Annotated in this window: 19 protein-coding genes; 10 read left to right on the top strand and 9 right to left on the bottom strand. The window is 62.7% G+C overall.

Annotated elements, in window-relative coordinates:
- The first annotated feature begins 118 nt into the window (after positions 1-118).
- The 4 genes from FAA86_RS02345 (at position 119) to FAA86_RS02330 (ending at position 3,680) form a co-directional block, all read left to right on the top strand.
- Positions 119-1,414 (top strand): MFS transporter, encoded by a 1,296-nt coding sequence (locus FAA86_RS02345; RefSeq protein WP_136538177.1) that lies wholly within the window; start codon positions 119-121, stop codon positions 1,412-1,414.
- On the top strand, positions 1,411-1,605 hold the full coding sequence (locus FAA86_RS02340) for a DUF1192 domain-containing protein (RefSeq protein ID WP_136538176.1): 195 nt from the start codon (positions 1,411-1,413) through the stop codon (positions 1,603-1,605). The genes FAA86_RS02345 and FAA86_RS02340 overlap by 4 nt, the downstream gene beginning before the upstream one ends.
- Before the next feature lie 352 nt (positions 1,606-1,957).
- Positions 1,958-2,473 carry a protease adaptor protein RcdA gene (rcdA, locus tag FAA86_RS02335; RefSeq protein ID WP_113458504.1) on the top strand — a complete coding sequence of 172 codons (516 nt, stop codon included), beginning with the start codon at positions 1,958-1,960 and terminating at the stop codon, positions 2,471-2,473.
- Between the two features lie 139 nt (positions 2,474-2,612).
- On the top strand, positions 2,613-3,680 hold the full coding sequence (locus FAA86_RS02330; RefSeq protein WP_136538175.1) for a patatin-like phospholipase family protein: 1,068 nt from the start codon (positions 2,613-2,615) through the stop codon (positions 3,678-3,680).
- Positions 3,681-3,758: 78 nt separating this feature from the next.
- Here the strand turns inward: FAA86_RS02330 and rpmE are convergent, their stop codons facing one another.
- A complete protein-coding gene (rpmE, locus tag FAA86_RS02325) occupies positions 3,759-3,980 on the bottom strand; it encodes a 50S ribosomal protein L31 (protein WP_113376335.1) in 222 nt (73 codons plus the stop codon).
- 188 nt (positions 3,981-4,168) lie between these two features.
- On the opposite strand from rpmE, the gene FAA86_RS02320 reads away from it, so the two are divergent.
- A complete protein-coding gene (locus tag FAA86_RS02320) occupies positions 4,169-5,971 on the top strand; it encodes an ABC transporter transmembrane domain-containing protein (protein WP_136538174.1) in 1,803 nt (600 codons plus the stop codon).
- Between the two features lie 12 nt (positions 5,972-5,983).
- On the opposite strand, the gene FAA86_RS02315 is transcribed toward FAA86_RS02320, so the two are convergent.
- The 7 genes from FAA86_RS02315 to FAA86_RS02285 all read right to left on the bottom strand — a co-directional run bounded on the left by FAA86_RS02315 (position 5,984) and on the right by FAA86_RS02285 (position 13,973).
- Positions 5,984-7,630: an FAD-binding dehydrogenase gene (locus tag FAA86_RS02315; RefSeq protein WP_136538173.1), complete on the bottom strand. Its 1,647-nt coding sequence runs from the start codon at positions 7,628-7,630 to the stop codon at positions 5,984-5,986.
- A gap of 87 nt (positions 7,631-7,717) precedes the next feature.
- On the bottom strand, positions 7,718-8,749 hold the full coding sequence (locus FAA86_RS02310) for a peptidoglycan -binding protein (RefSeq protein WP_136538172.1): 1,032 nt from the start codon (positions 8,747-8,749) through the stop codon (positions 7,718-7,720).
- Positions 8,750-9,784 (bottom strand): flagellar motor protein MotA, encoded by a 1,035-nt coding sequence (locus FAA86_RS02305; protein ID WP_136538171.1) that lies wholly within the window; start codon positions 9,782-9,784, stop codon positions 8,750-8,752.
- Positions 9,785-9,884: 100 nt separating this feature from the next.
- Positions 9,885-10,685: an inositol monophosphatase family protein gene (locus FAA86_RS02300; RefSeq protein WP_113458510.1), complete on the bottom strand. Its 801-nt coding sequence runs from the start codon at positions 10,683-10,685 to the stop codon at positions 9,885-9,887.
- Positions 10,686-10,824: 139 nt separating this feature from the next.
- Positions 10,825-12,090 carry an MgtC/SapB family protein gene (locus tag FAA86_RS02295; RefSeq protein ID WP_136538170.1) on the bottom strand — a complete coding sequence of 422 codons (1,266 nt, stop codon included), beginning with the start codon at positions 12,088-12,090 and terminating at the stop codon, positions 10,825-10,827.
- Between the two features lie 36 nt (positions 12,091-12,126).
- On the bottom strand, positions 12,127-13,317 hold the full coding sequence (locus tag FAA86_RS02290; protein ID WP_136538169.1) for a tetratricopeptide repeat protein: 1,191 nt from the start codon (positions 13,315-13,317) through the stop codon (positions 12,127-12,129).
- 8 nt (positions 13,318-13,325) lie between these two features.
- On the bottom strand, positions 13,326-13,973 hold the full coding sequence (locus tag FAA86_RS02285) for a thiamine phosphate synthase (RefSeq protein WP_136538168.1): 648 nt from the start codon (positions 13,971-13,973) through the stop codon (positions 13,326-13,328).
- Between the two features lie 104 nt (positions 13,974-14,077).
- On the opposite strand from FAA86_RS02285, the gene FAA86_RS02280 reads away from it, so the two are divergent.
- Together FAA86_RS02280 and FAA86_RS02275 are read left to right on the top strand one after the other, a co-directional pair.
- On the top strand, positions 14,078-14,854 hold the full coding sequence (locus tag FAA86_RS02280) for a sulfite exporter TauE/SafE family protein (protein WP_136538167.1): 777 nt from the start codon (positions 14,078-14,080) through the stop codon (positions 14,852-14,854).
- An 83-nt stretch (positions 14,855-14,937) separates the two neighbouring features.
- Entirely contained in the window at positions 14,938-15,198 is a 261-nt protein-coding gene (locus FAA86_RS02275; RefSeq protein WP_113458514.1) for an ArsR/SmtB family transcription factor, read from the top strand.
- A 145-nt stretch (positions 15,199-15,343) separates the two neighbouring features.
- Here the strand turns inward: FAA86_RS02275 and FAA86_RS02270 are convergent, their stop codons facing one another.
- On the bottom strand, positions 15,344-15,520 hold the full coding sequence (locus tag FAA86_RS02270; protein WP_006726869.1) for a YdcH family protein: 177 nt from the start codon (positions 15,518-15,520) through the stop codon (positions 15,344-15,346).
- 234 nt (positions 15,521-15,754) lie between these two features.
- Here FAA86_RS02270 and FAA86_RS02265 point away from each other — a divergent pair, with 234 nt between their 5' ends.
- The 3 genes from FAA86_RS02265 to FAA86_RS02255 are packed head-to-tail and all read left to right on the top strand — an operon-like array spanning position 15,755 to position 17,550.
- Positions 15,755-15,958: a YdcH family protein gene (locus tag FAA86_RS02265; protein WP_113458565.1), complete on the top strand. Its 204-nt coding sequence runs from the start codon at positions 15,755-15,757 to the stop codon at positions 15,956-15,958.
- A 30-nt stretch (positions 15,959-15,988) separates the two neighbouring features.
- Complete coding sequence (gene purE / locus FAA86_RS02260) at positions 15,989-16,489, top strand: 5-(carboxyamino)imidazole ribonucleotide mutase (protein ID WP_113458515.1); 501 nt, start codon at positions 15,989-15,991, stop codon at positions 16,487-16,489.
- Positions 16,486-17,550: a 5-(carboxyamino)imidazole ribonucleotide synthase gene (locus FAA86_RS02255; RefSeq protein WP_136538166.1), complete on the top strand. Its 1,065-nt coding sequence runs from the start codon at positions 16,486-16,488 to the stop codon at positions 17,548-17,550. The genes purE and FAA86_RS02255 overlap by 4 nt, the downstream gene beginning before the upstream one ends.
- Positions 17,551-17,612 lie beyond the last annotated feature (62 nt).

Below are 17,612 nucleotides of genomic sequence, written 5' to 3'. Positions count from 1 at the left end.
AGAGAATCCTGCAAGCTCCAAGGTCGCATTCAGACAACAGTAGGAAGATCGGTCTACTGTGCCTGAACAGCGTCGCCCGTCCGCGGGTGTCCTCAAAACACCAATCGACAAGAATGCCATGAGACGTAATCTTCTGCCGGTAATGGCCCTGCTTCTGGGCACGCTCTTCCTATTCCTCGGAAACGGCCTGCACGGCCTCCTGCTGCCGGTCCGAGGTGCCGCAGAGGGCTACTCCAACGAGGTGCTCGGCCTGCTCGGCACCACCTGGGCGGCAGGCTTCGTGCTTGGCTGCTTCGTGGCGCCGAAACTGGTCATGCGGGTCGGCCATGTCCGCGCCTTCTCCACCTTCGTCTCTCTGATCTCGGTCAACGCCCTGCTCACCGGCATCATCGTCGATGCCACCTGGTGGGTCGCCTTGCGCGTCATCACCGGCTTCTGCACCGCCGGCACCTCGATGATCATCGAAAGCTGGCTGAACGAGCGGGCGACGAACGAGAGCCGCGGCATGATCTTCTCGTTCTACATTTCGATCACGCTGATCGGCGTCGTCGGCGGCCAGATGCTGGTGGGCGTCTTCGATCCGGCAACGACCATCCTGTTCATGATCTGCGGGATCGTCTACGGCTTTGCCGTGCTGCCGACGCTGATGTCGACGGCCGCCTCACCGCAGCCGCTTCGCTCGATCAAGCTCGATCTGCCCCTGCTCTATCGCAACTCGCCCGTTTCCTTCGTCGGCATTCTGCTGATCGGCATTGCGAACGGTGCCTATGGCACGCTCGTCGCCGTCTTCGGCTCCCGCGCCGGCCTCGATGCCACGACGATCGCGATCCTCCTGTCGGTGACAATTTTCCTCGGTGCGGTGATGCAGTTCCCCGCGGGCAAGCTCTCCGACCGCATCGACCGCCGCTACGTGCTGGCAGCGCTTTCCAGCCTGGCAGCCTTCGCCGCACTTGGACTTCTGTTCTTCACGCCCAGCGACCCGCTCTGGATCTTCGTGCTGGTCGGCACCTATGGCGCCGCCGCCAATGCGCTCTATCCGATCGCCGTCGCCCATGCCAACGACTTCGCGAAGGCCGATGAATTCGTCAAAGTCTCCGGCGGCCTGCTGCTGCTCTTCGGCATCGGCACGATCATCGGCCCGACGCTGGGCGGCCCGGTCATGACCGCAGCCGGACCTTATGCGCTCTTTGCCGTCACCGCGGTCTCGCACCTTCTGATATCGGCCTATGCCATCTATCGCAGTCGTACCCGTGCCGCGATCCCGGCAGCCGATCGCGAAAACCTGCCGAACCTGCCCATCACCGCCTCGCCGATCAGCAGCACACCGGAGGGCTTGAGCCTCGACCCGCGTGCTGCCCCCTTGCCTGATCAGGAAGAGATCGACGAGAATGAGCCGATGGAGGCACGCGCATGATCATCGATGAAGACCCTCGCAAACGCAGCACCAGCCACGAGCTGGGCTGTGACCTGTCCAGCATCTCCGCCGACGAGTTGCGGCATCGAATCACGCTTCTGCAAGACGAGATCGCGCGACTGAGTCGCGAGATCGACCTCAAGGAGGCGGGCCGGAAGGCGGCAGACAGCCTGTTCAGCCCCAAAGTATAGAGGGTGAATTCTACAGAACCGCTCCCGAAAGAACCATCTTTCAATTTTCCGTTTACTTGCCGTTAAGCATTTTAGCCTAATCTGCCCTCATCCAGAGCTCCTGGATTCAGGCGATTTCCTCTTTGGGCGTGGTCTGATTTTTCTCCCTGTTTTACCTTGAGAGCCGCATTTGCGGCTCTTTTTTTGTCCAAACGGCCAAAGGTTTCACGAAATTGTGGGAATTAACCCTTCCTTAAGTTTCGCCTTGCGGATTTGGGCTATTGGTAGCATCGTAGCCTCACAAAATGCGGCAGGAACAAGTTCGTAGCGCTGTCGTTACATGCCTAAGTGATGCGTTTACAGGGAAACATCCATGTCTGAACTCGGTGTGAATACGGTTAGCTTTGCCGGTCGTGTGGCAGCGTCCAGCCAGTTCAAGTCGACCTATGCTGAAGGCATGGGACTGGTTGAAGAAACTGCCGCTTATCTCGACGGCCCCGGCCGCGCAGCCGCCAAGGTTCTGCCGCGCCAGGCCTCTGTGCTTTATGCTGCCGAGTCGATGCGCCTGACGACCCGCCTGATGCAGATGGCCTCCTGGCTTCTTCTGCAGCGCGCCGTCAACAACGGCGAGATGAGCCGCGACCAGGTGATCTCCGAAAAGAGCAAGGTCCGCCTCGACGGCTTCAACGTCGACCGTGCCGCTCCAGGTTGGAACGACCTGCCGGAAGCCTTCCGTGATCTCGTCGAGCGTTCGCTCCGCCTGCAGAACCGCATCGCCCTGCTCGACCGTGAAATCTACCGCCCATCCGAGGAAGAGTTCCAGCCGGACAACGAAAACAGCGTCCAGGCACAGCTCAACCTGCTGCGCACCGCCTTCAACGCAGGCTGATTGATCTAAAAAAGCACCATTTTAGCCCGGCCAGCGCAAGCTGAGCCGGGTTTTTCATGTGCGCTTTCAAAAGGTTGCAAGAAGAGCATTTACAACCCTGAATAATATGCAACAATTCTCTTAAAAGGGGGAGTTGAGCATGACACGGTTCATTCTTTCGATTGATGGCGGCGGGATCAGGGGCACCATCCCGGCAGCCATACTCACGGTGCTGAAAAACAAACTTGAAAAGCGTGACAAGCGACTGCCACTGCATCGCTACTTCCACATGATCGCCGGTACATCGACCGGTGCGATCATCGCCGCGGGTTTGACCTGTCCGAAGCCAGGGAAACCAGACGAGCCGGCCGCCGACCCGACGACACTGCTCGACCTTTACAAGCGCAAGGGCGCCGAGATCTTCAACATCGGCCTTTTCCGCAAACTCGCGAACTTCGGCGGACTGTTCGAGGAACGCTATGACGCAGCACCGCTGGAGAAGATCCTGCGACAGATGCTGGGTGAAAAGAGCGAGATCAAAGACGCGCTGACCAAAGTGCTGATCACGGCTTACGACATCCAGGCGCGCCGGGCGGTCTTCATGACCAATGCCGACAAGGATCACGAACGTTTCCGCTTCTGGCAGGCGGTGCGCGGCTCCTCGGCAGCGCCAACTTACTTCGAACCCGCACTGGTCGAGAATCTCGCCAAGGAAAGCCACGGACAGATCCCGGCGCTGCCGCTGATCGATGGCGGCGTGTTCGCCAATGATCCGGCGATGGCGGCCTATGTGGAGGGCTGCAAGCTCGGCTGGCTCGACAAGGGCAACGAGATCGTCATCCTCTCGCTTGGCACCGGCTCGGCGAACCGCCCGATCCCCTATCAGCAGGCCAAGGGCTGGGGCGCCGGCGGCTGGATCAGTCCGGCAAACGACACACCGCTGATCTCGGTCCTGATGCAGGGACAGTCCAGCACGACATCCTACCAGCTGAACAAGCTGCTCAACGCCGAGCCGCCCAGTTTTGCCGACGGGGCAACAGCGGTGACGACGGGCAATCGCAAACGGCTGAACTATGTCCGGCTGGATGCGCCGCTGGTCGGCGTCAATGACGCTCTGGACGACGCGACGCCGGAGAACATAGCCAAACTCGAGCGCTTTGGTCTCACACTGGCTGAGAAGCACGATCTGGCACTCGAGGAGATCGCTGACCGGCTGGGCGCCATCTGAGACGCTTCATTCCCTGAGCCTCAACGCAAAAAGCCCGGCACGAAGCCGGGCTTTTTGTATGCAGATCGTCCGAAGCGATTAGAGGCCGAGGCCGCCGAAGCGCTTGTTGAACTTGGAAACGCGACCACCGCGGTCCAGCAGCTGCTGGTTACCACCGGTCCAGGCCGGATGCGACTTCGGGTCGATTTCGAGGTTCATCACTGCGCCCTCGGAACCCCAGGTCGAACGGGTTTCGTATTCGGTGCCATCGGTCATGACGACCTTGATGACGTGGTAGTCGGGATGGATGTCAGCCTTCATCGCTCTATTCCTGCTGTGCCGTGGGGTCCATATGCCGCAATTGCCTCGGCAGAACCTATTCAATAGATGAAGCCGCAGTCCTTATGGGCTACGGCTTCCCAATTCGATGCCGTGCCTATACATGAAGGGCGCAGGGATAACAAGTGCCATGGCGTGAAAGCCGGTATGCGTTGAAGGAGCATGACAGAGTGACCTCGGAAGCTGAAAACACAGACAAGAAACGCCGCACTCTGAAGCCTCTCACCAGTCTCTTTCCCTATCTGAAGCGCTATAGAGGTCTAGTGGCCGGCGCGCTGATCTTCCTTGGCCTTGCAGCCGCCACCACGCTGGCCCTGCCGATTGCCATCCGTCGCATGCTGGACCACGGTTTCCAGGCTTCCGACAGTGAATTCATCAACAAATACTTCGCCATGATGATCGTCATGGCGCTCGTTCTCGCGATCGCCAGCGCCCTTCGCTACTACTACGTCATCACCATCGGTGAGCGCGTGGTCGCCGACCTGCGCCGTGACGTCTTCGCCCATGTCACGAAGCTCTCCCCCTCCTTCTTCGACATCAACCAGTCGGGCGAAATCGTCTCGCGCCTGACCGCTGACACGACTCAGCTGAAGTCCGCCGTCGGCGCGACAGCATCGCTTGCGCTGCGCAACACGATCCTCTGTCTCGGCGCCGTCGTCATGATGATCGCGACGAGCCCGAAGCTGTCGATCATGGTGCTGGCCGCCATTCCGGTCATCGTCTTCCCGCTTGTCGGCTTCGGCCGCTCGGTGCGTCAGCGCTCCCGCGCCGCCCAGGACACGCTGGCCGAAGCCTCGTCCTATGCCGGCGAAGTCATCGGTGCCGCACGCACGCTTCAGGCCTTCAATGCCGAAGAGGCCGCGCGCGGCCGCTACTTCGGTTCCGTGGAAAGCGCCTATGAAGCCGCCCGTTCTGCCATCCGCTCCCGCGCGCTTTTGACCGGCGTTGCGATTGCGCTCGTCTTCGGCAGCGTTGTCGGCGTCCTCTGGTACGGCGCCCAGAGTGTTCTCGCCGGCACCATGAGCGGCGGCACGCTTGGCCAGTTCCTCCTCTATTCCCTGATCGCCGCAGGCTCGCTCGGCACACTGTCGGAAGTCTGGGGCGAACTCTCCCAGGCCGCCGGCGCCGCAGAGCGTCTGCATGAGCTTCTCGCCGAGCATCCGGCAATCGCCGCCCCTGCCAATCCCAAGGCCTTGCCGGACCCGGCTCAGGGCAGCATCGCCTTTCAGGACGTGCACTTCTCCTACCCCTCGGCGAAGACCAAATCGGCGCTCAATGGTCTCTCCTTCACCGTTGCCCATGGCGAAACCGTCGCCATCGTTGGCCCCTCCGGGGCTGGCAAGAGCACCATCTTCTCGCTGATCCTCCGCTTCTACGATCCGGCCTCCGGGACGATCCGCCTCGACGGCGTCGATATCCGCGAGGCTGATCCCCACGCCGTTCGGCAGCGGATTGCGATCGTGCCCCAGGACACGACGATCTTCGCCTCCTCGATTCATGACAACATCGCCTTCGGCACACCCAACGCCTGCCGCGGCATGGTGGAGGCGGCAGCGGAAGCCGCCCAGGCCAGCGAGTTCATCAGTCGGCTGGAGAACGGCTTCGACACCATCGTCGGCGAACGCGGTGTCACGCTCTCGGGCGGGCAGCGTCAGCGCATCGCGATCGCCCGCGCCTTGCTGCGCGATGCACCGCTACTGCTGCTCGACGAGGCGACCTCGGCCCTCGACGCCGAGAGCGAAACGCTCGTCCAGAAGGCACTCGACGGCCTGATGCGCGACCGCACCACCATCGTCATCGCCCATCGCCTGGCGACCGTGCTGAAGGCGGACCGCATCCTCGTACTCGATGATGGCCGCATCGTCGAAGAGGGCACGCATCAGAGCCTGATCCAGCAGGGTGGCCTTTATGCCAAGCTCGCCCGCCTGCAGTTCGAGACCGGCGGCCGCGACTTTACCGCCGCCGCACAGTAAGCTCTGTCGGGCTCAGCGCCCGACGCTACGCCCCGCCACGCGACCGGAGAACAGGCAACCGCCGAGGAAGGTGCCCTCGAGCGCGTTGTAACCATGCATGCCGCCACCGCCGAAGCCCGAGACTTCGCCGGCCGCATAAAGCCCCGGCACCGGCTTGTTTTCCCGGTTCAACACGCGCCCTTCGAGATCCGTGTGCAGGCCACCCAGTGTCTTTCGCGTCAGGATATGCAGCCTGACGCCGATCAGCGGACCGGCCGCCGGATCGAGCAGCCGATGCGGCTTGGCCGTGCGCATCAGCTTGTCGCCGAGATAGTTGCGCGCGCCGCGGATCGCCACGACCTGCGCGTCCTTGGAGAAGCTGTTTTCCATCTCCCGGTCACGCGCCTCGATCTGCGCCCGGACATGATGCACGCCCAGCCGATGCTCGCCGGTCAGCTCGTTCATGCCGGCAACAAGATCCTCCAGATTGTCCCTGACCACAAAGTCCTCGCCCTTGTCCATGAAGGCCTGCACGGGCCCCGGCGGGTTCTTGCCGAGGCGTTTCAGGAGCAGCGGAATGTTCTTGTCGGTCAGATCCGGGTTCTGCTCAGATCCCGAGAGGGCGAACTCCTTCTTGATGATCGCCTTGTTGAGGATGAACCAGGAATAGTCGTGCCCGCGGGCGCGGATGGCCTTCAGCGTGCCGAGCGTGTCGAAGCCCGGCATCGCCGGTGCGGGGAAGCGATGGCCATCGGCATCGCACCAGAAGGACGAAGGCCCCGGCAGAATACGGATGCCATGGTTCGGCCAGATCGGGTCCCAGTTCTTGAGCCCCTCGGTATAGTGCCACATCCGGTCACCATTGATGACCTCGCCACCGGCCGCCTGGGTGATTGATAGCATGCGGCCATCGACATGGGCCGGCACGCCAGCGACCATCTGCTTGGGCGCCGGTCCGAGGCGATTGGTGGGCCAGCTCTTGCGGACGAGGTCGTGATTGCCGCCGATACCGCCGGAAGCCACGATGACGGCCCCTGCCCTCACCTCGAACTCGCCGACGACATTGCGCGAGCTGGTGGCACCGCGGGGCGTGGCGTCACCGGCAAGTAGCTGACCGGAAGCGCCCGTGATTGCGCCATTGGTCGTAATCAGCCGGTCCACCTGGTGACGGAAGAGGAAGGTCAGCTTGCCCGCCTCGGCAGCAGCCTGGGCACGCCGGATAAAGGGCGCAAGGACACCGGGGCCAGTGCCCCAGGTCACATGGAAGCGCGGCACGGAGTTGCCATGCCCGTCGGCATGCCCACCGCCGCGCTCGGCCCAGCCGACGACGGGAAACCAGCCGACACCCTGGCTTTTCAGCCAGCTGCGCTTTTCCCCCGCTGCAAACTGCAAATAGGCTTCGGCCCATTGGCGCGGCCAGAAATCCTCCGTGCGATCGAAAGCGGCCGAGCCCAACCAATCCTGCCGGGCAAGCTCCAGGCTGTCGCGAATGCCCATCCGGCGCTGCTCGGGACTATCGACGAAGAAGAGCCCGCCAAGGGACCAGAAAGCCTGACCACCCAGGTTCTGCTCGCCCTCCTGATCGATCAGCCCGACGCTCAGGCCGCGATCAACCGCCTCCGTGGCGGCGACGAGGCCGGCAAGGCCACCTCCGATGACGATGACGTCGAATTCCTGCATGCCATCCTCCCCATGCGCATGTTCTTACCTTTACGCACACGTAATACAGCACGCAAGTTGTCGGGAAGGCAAACAGATATGCCCGTGTCAGCGCTCGGTGAGCTTGAGCTCGATGCGGCGGTTCTGGGACAGCACTTCGGGTGTCTCCCCTTCGGCAATCGGCTGGAACTCGCCGAAGCCTGCAGCGACCAGCCGGTTTGCCGGCACACCCCGGGAGATCAGATATTTGACGACCGAGGTAGCGCGGGCGGACGAGAGCTCCCAATTGTCCCGGTAGCGACCCGTCCCGGTCAGCGGCGAGGCGTCCGTGTGGCCGTCGACCCTCAGCACCCAGTTGATCTCGGACGGGATCTCCTCCGCCAGCTCGAGAACCGCAGCGGCGAGCTTGTCCATCTCCGCCTGCCCTGCCGCGTCGAGATCGGCACCACCAACGGGAAACAGCACCTCTGACTGGAAGACGAAACGGTCACCGACGATGCGGATGTTCTCACGATCCGAGAGGATCTCGCGAAGTCGCCCGAAGAAGTCGGAGCGATAGCGGTTGAGCTCCTGAACGCGCTGCGCCAGCGCCACATTGAGGCGACGACCGAGGTCGGCGATCCGTGTCTGCGAGGCCTGATCCTTCGCTTCGGAGGCCTGCAGGGCTTCCTCAACCGCCGCGATCTGCGCCCTGAGTGCGGCGATCTGCTGGTTGAGCAGCTCGATCTGGCTCATCGCCCGGGCGCTGACCTGCTTTTCGGCGTCGAGTTCTTCCGTGAGACGACCGACCTTGGCATTGGCGGCATCCGCGGTCCCTGCTCCACTGTCGAGCAGTTCCTGCAGGCGCGACCGCTCGCTTTCCGACGAAGCGAGAGAGGATTGCAGCGCTGCGAGCGTATCTTCCAGATCCTGCTTGCCGCTTTTCTCCAGCGCGAGCAGCTGCGTCAGTTCCGCGATCTGGCTGTTCAGCCGGTTCAGCACCTCATCCTTGCCTGAGATCTCGCGGCCCAGGATGAACTGCGCCACGACGAAGACCGTGAGCAGGAACATGATGGCGAGCAAAAGCGTGGACAGGGCATCGACGAAGCCCGGCCAGTAGTCGACGCCGCGCTCGCGGCGGCGGTTGCGCCCCAGCGCCATTTACTTGTTGCTCCCGCTGATCTTGTCGTTCAGCCGGTCGAGCGTCTTGCGCATGGCGCGAGCATCCTCCTGCTGCGCTTCGATCCAGTCGCGCAGCATCTGCTGCTCGTTGCGCATGTTCTTGACCAGTCCCTGAATACCTTCCGCAAGCCCCGCAATCGCCGCCACCGAGCGGTCATTGCCCTCGCGATTGGCAAGCTTCTGGATCTCCTCCACCAGCAGGCGGACGTCATCGCTGGCAACGGCGGCACTGCCTTCCGAGACCACCGGACGCTCCGAATCGAGATCCGTGACGGAGGAAAGCCAGTTTTCCAGTTCGGTATAGAAGCGGTTCTGCGCACGGCCCGCCTGCAGGTCGAGGAAACCGAGGATCAGCGAGCCGGAAAGACCGAGCAGCGAGGACGAAAAAGCCGTACCCATGCCGGAAAGCGGTGCCGTCAGTCCCGACTTGAGCGACTGGAGAATGTCGTTGCTGTCGCCTGAAGCCGGGTCGAGCGAACCGATCACCTCGTTGATCGAGCCGATGGTGCCTAGCAGACCCCAGAAAGTGCCGAGCAGGCCGAGAAAGACGAGAAGGCCGATCAGATACCGGCTGGTGTCGCGCGATTCGTCGAGGCGCGTGCCGATCGAATCGAGGATCGACCGCAGTGCCGTCGTCGAGATCGCCATCGAACGACGGCCGCCGATGAGCGCGCGCATAGGCGCAAGCAGCTTGGGATCACGGCCGACAAGCGTCGCATTATCGCCAGCGGCGCGGAAGGAATTGAACCAGCGCACTTCCGGACGAAGGGCCAGCACCTGGGCGAAGACAAGAATGATGCCGACCACGAGAACCCCGAGGATCAGCCCGTTCAGCCCCGGATTGGTGACGAAGGCCGCATGCGCCTGGCGGTAGAGGATGGCCGCGATGAAACACACGATGATCAGGAAGATCACCATGGTTGTGAAGAAGGGCATCGGGCTGGAGAGCTTCTGGCCGTATACGCCCGGACGGGTCTCGCCCACCTCGAGATCCTCCAACTTCACTTTCGCCATGGTATGCTCGACCTCCGGGGAATCTTGGACCCGGAGGCTAGTGCAAAAATGAGACGAATTGAAGCCGCGGACTTTGGGAAAATTTTCCCGAAGGCAAAAATCAGGCCTGCGGCACCGGACGGTTGACGACCTCTTCGAGCGCCTTGCGGATATATTCGTTGCCGGCCAGCACCGTGCCGTTCTCGAACATTTCCTGACCGCCCTTCATGTCGGAAACGAAGCCACCGGCCTCCTTGATGAGGAGAATGCCGGCTGCGATGTCCCAGGCATTGAGCTGGGCTTCCCAGAAGCCGTCGAGACGACCGGCCGCGACATACGCAAGATCAAGGGCCGCAGCGCCCATGCGCCGAACGCCGGAGACTTCGCCCATCACATGGCGCAGTTCGATGAGGAACTTGCCGTGCTGGCCACGACCGAGATGCGGCACGCCGCAACCGATGACGCAATCGGAGAGCACCTTGCGGGCGCCGACGCGGATGCGGCGATCGTTGAGGAAGGCGCCGCCGCCCTTTTCCGTCGTGTAGAGTTCATCGGTTGCCGGGTTGAAGATCACGCCGGCGACGATTTCGCCATTGCGCTCCAGCGCGATCGAGACGGCAAACTGCGGGATGCCGTGCAGGAAGTTGGTCGTGCCGTCGAGCGGATCGACGATCCAGCGATGCGCGCCGTCAGTGCCCTTGATCTCCTCGCCTTCCTCGCCGAGGAATCCATAGGTCGGACGGGCCTTGAGCAGTTCCTCGCGCACGATCTTCTCGGCGCGGAAGTCGGCCTGCGAGACGAAGTCACCGGGGCCTTTCACGGAAACCTGCAGGTTCTGCACCTCACCGAAATCGCGCGAGAGCGACTTGCCGGCCTTGAGTGCTGCCTGAACCATGACATTGAGAAGGGCTGAGCGGGCCATGTATCGAATTCCTTGAAACTGGGAGGCGCCGGAAGGCGGCAACGGACGAGCGCGCGACGGCGGCGATGTTTGGCCGGTTCAAGACCACAAATGCCGCCGGAATTCAAGGGGTATGGCGGTTCCGGCCCATGCGCGGGTGTCAGACGTGCCCTGCACCAAGGGTGACGATCAGGCCTGCCGCAACCGCAATCAGGGAGGCTGCACCCAGTCGAAGCGCAAAGCCCGCGCTTCCTGCGACACCTGCATAGACGACCTTGGCCGCCATGTTGGCGGTAACGGCGATGCCGACGGCAATGGTGGCCACATCGAGCGACAGGGCCAGCAGCATTCCGGCAACCGTCACACTGACGGCATCGACATCGGCCAGCGCGGTCAGAGCCGACACGACGTAGAGCCCGCCATCGCCGAAGATCTGGCTGGCCGCCCGCGCGATGAAGGCGATGACGGTGATCAGCAGCGCCATCTTCACCACCTGCGCCAGTTCGAACGGATTGCCGGGCAGCTCCGCCTCCGCCGCCACGACCCCACGGGCAACCAGCGAAAAGGCGATCGCCAGCATGAGAGCACCGGCGACGAGCAGTCCCGGCAACAACCGCTCTCCGAGCGATGGCGCAAGCGCCAGCATGAGCAGCGCCGTGCGGATCAGCGACACGCTGCCGGCTGCAATCGCACCGGCAGCGGGGCCGGCAGCATTGGCTGAAGTCAGGCTGTGGCGCGCCATCGCGAGCGTCGTCGCCGTTGACGACACCAGCCCGCCCACGGCACCAGCCACCAGGTCGCCGCGCCCGCCGCCGATCAACCGCACGGCGACATAGCCGACATAGGAGATGGAGGCGAGCAGGATCACCAGGATTACGAGGCTTCGAGGAGAAACGCCGCCAAAGGGACCATAGGGATCGGCTGGAATGAGCGGCAGGATGACGAAGCCCATGGCCAGCAGCACGACCGCCGAACGCAACTCGACCCAGGTCAGCCGCCGGATCGCACCATGCAGAAATTCGCGGCTTGCCAGCAGCGTGACCATCGCCGCCCCGGTGGCAGACGCCACCGCCATGTCACCCATCACCGCGAGAGCCCCGAGCCCGAACGTGGTGATGCCGGCAATGACCGTCGTGGCACTGAAAGAGCCCTCGGCGCGCGCTTCCATCAGACCGAAACGCAGAAGAACGACCGCAATCGTAAGCACGAAACTCGCAACGATCAGCCCGGAGACACCGCCCGACGTCAGGACGCCATCCAGAAGCCCGGCGATGCCGCCGGTCATGCTGATCAGGGTAAAGGTGCGGATGCCGGCAATGCGGGCACCTTCCGGCTCGTCGCGTTCTCGCCAATGGCGCTCGACGCCAACCGCAGCACCGATGGCACAAGCAAGCCCGAGACGCTGGAAAATGTCGATGAGATCCATGACCGCCGCCCTCCCCCGAAGCGGCAGGCGGCTAACTTACGTGCGTCTGAACCGGTTGGCGAGATCGATGGCCTGCTTCTGCTGCTCTTCGTTGAGGCCGAGATAGAAGTCCTCAAGCCCCGGATCCTTGAGCCCCGCGCGTCGCGACAGCACATACCACTTGGCCGCTTCGACGGGATCGGGCTTCGTGCCGAGAGCATTGATATAGAGATGCGCCAGCCGGTTCTGCGCCACCACATTGCCGCGAGCCGCGGCGATGCTGAGCCAGCGGTAACCGGCCTCATAATCCCGTGGTCCGTTATAGCCGTTAACCAGCCAGAGCCCCATGTCGAGCTGGGCCGTATCGAAGCCCGCTCTGGCCGCGCGCAGCATCCATTCTCGCGCGCGCGCCTTCTTCTCCGGCGGAACATCCTTCAGCGCCGAATAGACCTGCGCCAGCGCATATTGCGCATCGGCGATCCCCTGCTCGGCCGCCTTTTCGTAAAACGGCATCGCCATGGTGAGACCACGCACGCCCGGATTGGCCGAAACGAGGATCTGCGCCCAGTTGAACTGTGCCGAGGCGTTTCCGGCCTCCGCAGCGCGGCGCATGTAGTCGTCCGCCTTCGCCTTGTCCTGGGGGACCTCGCGACCTTCCATCAGGAGGAGCGCGTATTTGAACATCGCAGCCGGATCGCCACCTTGGGCGGCCTGGCCATACCAGAAGGCAGCCCCCTTCGGATCGCGCTTCACTCCAAGCCCGCGAGACATGATTTCGGCCAGCAGGGTCTGGGCTGCGGGATCCCCAAGCTGCGCCCTAGGCAGCGCCTTGTCGACGGCCGTCAGGAAGAGGCCGCGCTGGAAGGCGCCGTAAGCTTCGTCCGGCTTGCCCTCATAGGGCTTTTCCGGCGGCACGTCCGGCAGGGGCGTGCCCATGCGCAGATAGATGTTGATGCCCTGCAACTCGTCCGGCTTGTCGCCGGTGGTCGGCTTTGCGCCCTTGGTGGCAGGCGGTGCGCTGTCCCGCTCGCCGCGATCCAATGTGCTCGCATCCCCGGTCGAGCTGCTCGGTCGTGCGCCGCGCTCGATTTCGCCGGCATCGTTGGGATTGGCCGGCAGGATCGCCGGCTGGTCACCAATCTCGATCCCGTCCTCGCTCTCCTGCGCCACCGCCGGCATGGCGATCAGAAGGCCCACACCGGTCAGTGCGGCAAGAATCAGACGGTGAAGAGACGGGTTTGAACGCATGAGGCGGTTCAAGCCTCAAACCGTGGCGCTTTTTCGTCAAGCTCGGCATTCACCCGGGTCACGATTGCGGCAGCTTGTGCCGGATCGGAAAACACGGCCTTGCCGAGGGCCACGAATTCGACGCCGCTTTCGGCCACGACAAGCGCCGAGGCCGGATCCGTGCCGCCCATGACGATGGCCGGGATTTCGATCATCGCCGACCACCATTCGCCAAGGGCAACATTCTTAGAATGCGCCTCCGGCTTGATGTCGCCATCGATCTTGCCGAAGAAAATGTAGTCGGGCTGGATTTCGCCCATCTCCAGCGCATGGTGCCGGTCCATGGCGTTGCCACCGCCGACGATCAGCTTCGGCACATGCTTTTCGACCGCTTCGGCCAGCGCCTCGGCATTGCCGGAGATATGGAGACCGTCAGCCTTCACCCGGCCGGCAACCCGGCTGTTGTCGACGACAAGCGCGGCCGCCCCCGCCTTCTGGATGACGGGAACGATTGCCTCTGCATGCTTCTGGAAGGCGGTATCGTCGAGGCCGTATTGCGGCACGATAACCGATGCAACATCACCGCCACGCAGCGCGTTTCCGACGATTTCGGCGCATTGCGCCGTGTCCGGCATATCCGGAACGATGAGGACGAGGCGGCAGCGATCTTCGGTCATGCGCGGTGTTTCCGTGTGCGGGACAGGTCCGTTTCTCAGGATTTCGTCCTCGTTTTCTCTGGACAAATCCGATAGACCGCTCTTCCGAAAGGATCAACCGCGCAATGCTGACTGACCCGAACTTCTATGCCGTCGCCATTCCCGCCGTTGCCCTTGTCGGCCTTTCCAAAGGAGGTCTCGGTGGTGCTTTCGCACTGATCGGCGTGCCTCTTCTGGCCTTCGCCGTGCCGCCTATGCAGGCCGCGGCGATCTTCCTGCCGATCCTTCTGGTGATGGACGCCGTCGCGCTCTGGGCCTGGCGCCGCCACAACGACCGCGCCACCCTGATCGCCATGCTGCCGGGCGCCATCATCGGCATCGGTCTCGGCTGGGCCACCTCGACCTATGTGTCGGCCGACGTCATGCGCCTTGTCCTCGGCGGCATCTCGATCGTCTTTGCGCTGAAGTATTTCGTGGAAAGCTGGGCCGCCTATAACGGGCGGGAGACGGCACCTGCCGGACAGCGCCCGGTCGCGGGTTCCTTCTGGGGATCGCTTGCCGGTTATGCGAGCTTCGTCGCCCATGCCGGCGGGCCACCCTTCCAGATCTACGTTCTGCCGCTGAAGCTCGATCCGCTCACCTATACCGGAGCATCCACACGCTTCTTCGCGATCCTGAACGCAATCAAGGTCATCCCCTATTTTGCTCTCGGCGAACTGGACGCGACCAATCTGAGCCTCTCTGCCGCCCTGCTGCCGATCGCCCTGATTTCGACGCTTGCCGGCGCCCGTCTCGTGCACTTCCTGAAGCCCGCGATCTTCTATCCGCTGATGTATGGAATGGTGCTGATCGCAGGCAGCAAATTGCTGTGGGACGGCACCCGCGGATTGACCGGCCTCTAACACGCGCATTCGTGTTCGCCAGGCCTTGCTGCAGCGCACATCAGCGCTTGCCGCCAAAGGGCCTTTGACATAACGTTCCATCCATGACGAACGCAGACCCGTTCATGGCGATCGCAGATCCGAACCGACGGCATATCCTAGAGGATCTGCGCCGGGGGGAAAAGACCGTCAACGAACTGGCAGGCCAGCTGCCGATCAGCCGCCCGGCTGTGTCGCAACATCTGAAGGCCCTGCTCGACAGCGGACTTGTGGATGTCCGCTCGGAAGGCACCCGGCGCATCTATTTCATCCATCGTCCCGGCTTCGACCGGATGAACATGTGGCTGGACCAGTTCTGGTCCTGACCCCTCCTACATCGTGAAAGTGCGCAAACAAAAGCCCCGAAGTCGTGTGAACTCCGGGGCCAAGGGTGTTGTATTGGCTGCTTCATGAATACATCGGGAGCGGTCTTTGGGTCCGCCAGATCCCGGCGCAGCCGGAAGGGTGGTATCAGTGGCGGGTGGAAGCCCTCAGGCGTTCCATTTCATCCTTGAGGCGCAGTTTGAGGCGCTTCAGTTCGGCAATGTGCCGATCATCGACGGAGGGAGATGCAAGCGCGTCATGGAGTTGATCCTCGAGAGCTCCATGCTTCTTCTGCAGCGATTCAAGATGAGCCTGTATGGTCATTTGATGCGTCCTTCCTTATCGCCTACCTCCAGCCCTCATCCGCTGGAGTTTCAGGCTTTGCGAAGATAATGTGACACGAGAAATGCGGTTTGTCGAAGGCGAACTGGGCAAAAAGGCCCATCAAAATGGAAGACAGGGATAACTTCCCGTTACCGGTATTTGGTGATAGGAGCTTGCGCGAATCTTCCGGGCATCCTTTAAGGATGGGCCACACGGCGATAATGGGGAATGAGCATGGCCGATCAGGAACAAGCCGACATCAGGCTCTCGTTGGCACGGCTTCGCCAGGAGCACGAAGACTATGATGCGGCCATCAATGCCATGATCACGGTCGGCTGCGACGCCCTTCGCATCCAGCGCATGAAGAAGAAGAAATTGTCCATCAAGGACAAGATCACAGCGCTGGAAGACCAGATCATTCCCGACATCATCGCCTAACCGCGCAACATGACGGCATAAGGATATGAGATGACAGCTGAGTGCCCGCCCGTCGCCATCATCATGGGAAGCCAGTCCGACTGGGAAACCATGAAGAATGCCGCCGACACGCTCGACGCACTCGGCGTCTCCTATGAAGCCCGCATCGTTTCGGCACATCGCACGCCAGACCGCATGTATGCCTTCGCCAAGGGCGCCCGCGACGAGGGCTTCAAAGTGGTCATTGCTGGCGCCGGCGGTGCCGCCCACCTGCCCGGAATGGTCGCATCGCTGACGACCCTGCCCGTCTTTGGCGTTCCCGTTCAATCCAAGACGATGTCCGGCCTCGACAGCCTCTACTCCATCGTCCAGATGCCGGCCGGCATTCCCGTCGGCACGCTCGCCATTGGCCGCGCCGGCGCGGTCAACGCCGCCCTTCTTGCCGCTCGTGTGCTGGCAGCCTTCGATGACGAGCTTTCCGAGCGTCTTGAGGAATGGGTCGAGCGCCAGACGGCCTCCGTTGCCGAATATCCCGTGGACGAGGCCCCATGACCATCCGCACGATCGGCATCATCGGTGGCGGCCAGCTCGGCCGCATGCTGGCCATGGCCGCAGCCCGCCTGAACTTCCGCACGGTGATCCTCGAGCCGCAGGCCGACAGCCCCGCCGCCCAGGTGGCCAACCACCAGATTACCGCCGCCTATGACGACCCGACAGCACTTGGCGAGCTTGCCCGCCTCTGCGATGTCGTCACCTACGAATTTGAAAACGTGCCCGTGACGGCCGCAGAGACACTCGCCGCGAGCGTGCCCGTCTATCCGCCGCCGAAGGCTCTCGAAGTGGCCCAAGACCGCGTGACGGAAAAGCGTTTCCTCAACGCCTCCGGCATCGAGACGGCCCGCTTCCACGCCGTCGACAGCCAGGCCGATCTGGAAGCCGCTCTTGCCGATTTCGGTGGTGAAGGTGTCTTGAAAACCCGCCGTCTCGGCTATGACGGCAAGGGTCAGAAGGTCTACCGCAAGGGCGAAAGCGCAGCAGGCGGTTATGAAGCCCTCGGCTCCGTCCCGCTCATCCTCGAAAGCTTCGTGCCCTTCGTCCGTGAAGTCTCCATCATCGCGGCCCGTGGCGCCGACGGCGAGGTCCGCTGCTACGACCCGACGGAGAACGTGCATCGCAACGGTATCCTGCACACCTCGACGCAGCCGGCCGCAATCACATCTCAGACCGCAAGGGCTGCTCGCGAAGCCGCGACCAAACTGCTCGACGGCCTCGCCTATGTCGGCGTCGTCGGCATGGAGTTCTTTGTCCTCGAAAATGGCCGCCTGATCGCCAACGAGATCGCCCCGCGCGTGCACAATTCCGGCCACTGGACGGAAGCCGCCTGCATCGTCTCGCAGTTCGAACAGCACATCCGCGCGGTCGCCTCTCTGCCGCTTGGCGACACCGTGCGCCACTCCGATTGCGTGATGACGAATCTGATCGGCGACGACATCGATTCTGTCCCCACGTGGCTCGCAAAGCCCAACGTGCTCGTTCATCTCTACGGCAAGACGGAAGCCCGCCCCGGCCGAAAGATGGGTCACGTCACCGAAATCCTGCCGTTTCGCGACTGATTTTCCCGGTTTTTTAGCCGGATGTGTCCGGCATTTTCCGCTGAGCATGTTGACATCCGGGC

This window comes from Rhizobium rosettiformans W3 (genome assembly GCF_004912135.1).
GTDB lineage: Bacteria > Pseudomonadota > Alphaproteobacteria > Rhizobiales > Rhizobiaceae > Allorhizobium > Allorhizobium rosettiformans.
The sequence above is the reverse complement of the archived record's forward strand: the minus strand, read 5'-3'. Positions and strand labels throughout refer to the sequence as shown.

Bases quoted from the DNA above. Each gene is read 5' to 3' on its own strand.
- FAA86_RS02285 (WP_136538168.1), bottom strand. From the start codon at position 13,973: ATGACCGAAGATCGCTGCCGCCTCGTCCTCATCGTTCCGGATATGCCG.
- rpmE (WP_113376335.1), bottom strand. From the start codon at position 3,980: ATGAAGGCTGACATCCATCCCGACTACCACGTCATCAAGGTCGTCATG.
- FAA86_RS02315 (WP_136538173.1), bottom strand. From the start codon at position 7,630: ATGCAGGAATTCGACGTCATCGTCATCGGAGGTGGCCTTGCCGGCCTC.
- FAA86_RS02340 (WP_136538176.1), top strand. From the start codon at position 1,411: ATGATCATCGATGAAGACCCTCGCAAACGCAGCACCAGCCACGAGCTG.
- FAA86_RS02305 (WP_136538171.1), bottom strand. From the start codon at position 9,784: ATGGCGAAAGTGAAGTTGGAGGATCTCGAGGTGGGCGAGACCCGTCCG.
- FAA86_RS02255 (WP_136538166.1), top strand. From the start codon at position 16,486: ATGACCATCCGCACGATCGGCATCATCGGTGGCGGCCAGCTCGGCCGC.
- FAA86_RS02275 (WP_113458514.1), top strand. From the start codon at position 14,938: ATGACGAACGCAGACCCGTTCATGGCGATCGCAGATCCGAACCGACGG.
- FAA86_RS02270 (WP_006726869.1), bottom strand. From the start codon at position 15,520: ATGACCATACAGGCTCATCTTGAATCGCTGCAGAAGAAGCATGGAGCT.
- rcdA (WP_113458504.1), top strand. From the start codon at position 1,958: ATGTCTGAACTCGGTGTGAATACGGTTAGCTTTGCCGGTCGTGTGGCA.
- FAA86_RS02290 (WP_136538169.1), bottom strand. From the start codon at position 13,317: ATGCGTTCAAACCCGTCTCTTCACCGTCTGATTCTTGCCGCACTGACC.
- FAA86_RS02295 (WP_136538170.1), bottom strand. From the start codon at position 12,090: ATGGATCTCATCGACATTTTCCAGCGTCTCGGGCTTGCTTGTGCCATC.
- FAA86_RS02300 (WP_113458510.1), bottom strand. From the start codon at position 10,685: ATGGCCCGCTCAGCCCTTCTCAATGTCATGGTTCAGGCAGCACTCAAG.
- FAA86_RS02280 (WP_136538167.1), top strand. From the start codon at position 14,078: ATGCTGACTGACCCGAACTTCTATGCCGTCGCCATTCCCGCCGTTGCC.
- purE (WP_113458515.1), top strand. From the start codon at position 15,989: ATGACAGCTGAGTGCCCGCCCGTCGCCATCATCATGGGAAGCCAGTCC.
- FAA86_RS02310 (WP_136538172.1), bottom strand. From the start codon at position 8,749: ATGGCGCTGGGGCGCAACCGCCGCCGCGAGCGCGGCGTCGACTACTGG.
- FAA86_RS02265 (WP_113458565.1), top strand. From the start codon at position 15,755: ATGGCCGATCAGGAACAAGCCGACATCAGGCTCTCGTTGGCACGGCTT.
- FAA86_RS02330 (WP_136538175.1), top strand. From the start codon at position 2,613: ATGACACGGTTCATTCTTTCGATTGATGGCGGCGGGATCAGGGGCACC.
- FAA86_RS02345 (WP_136538177.1), top strand. From the start codon at position 119: ATGAGACGTAATCTTCTGCCGGTAATGGCCCTGCTTCTGGGCACGCTC.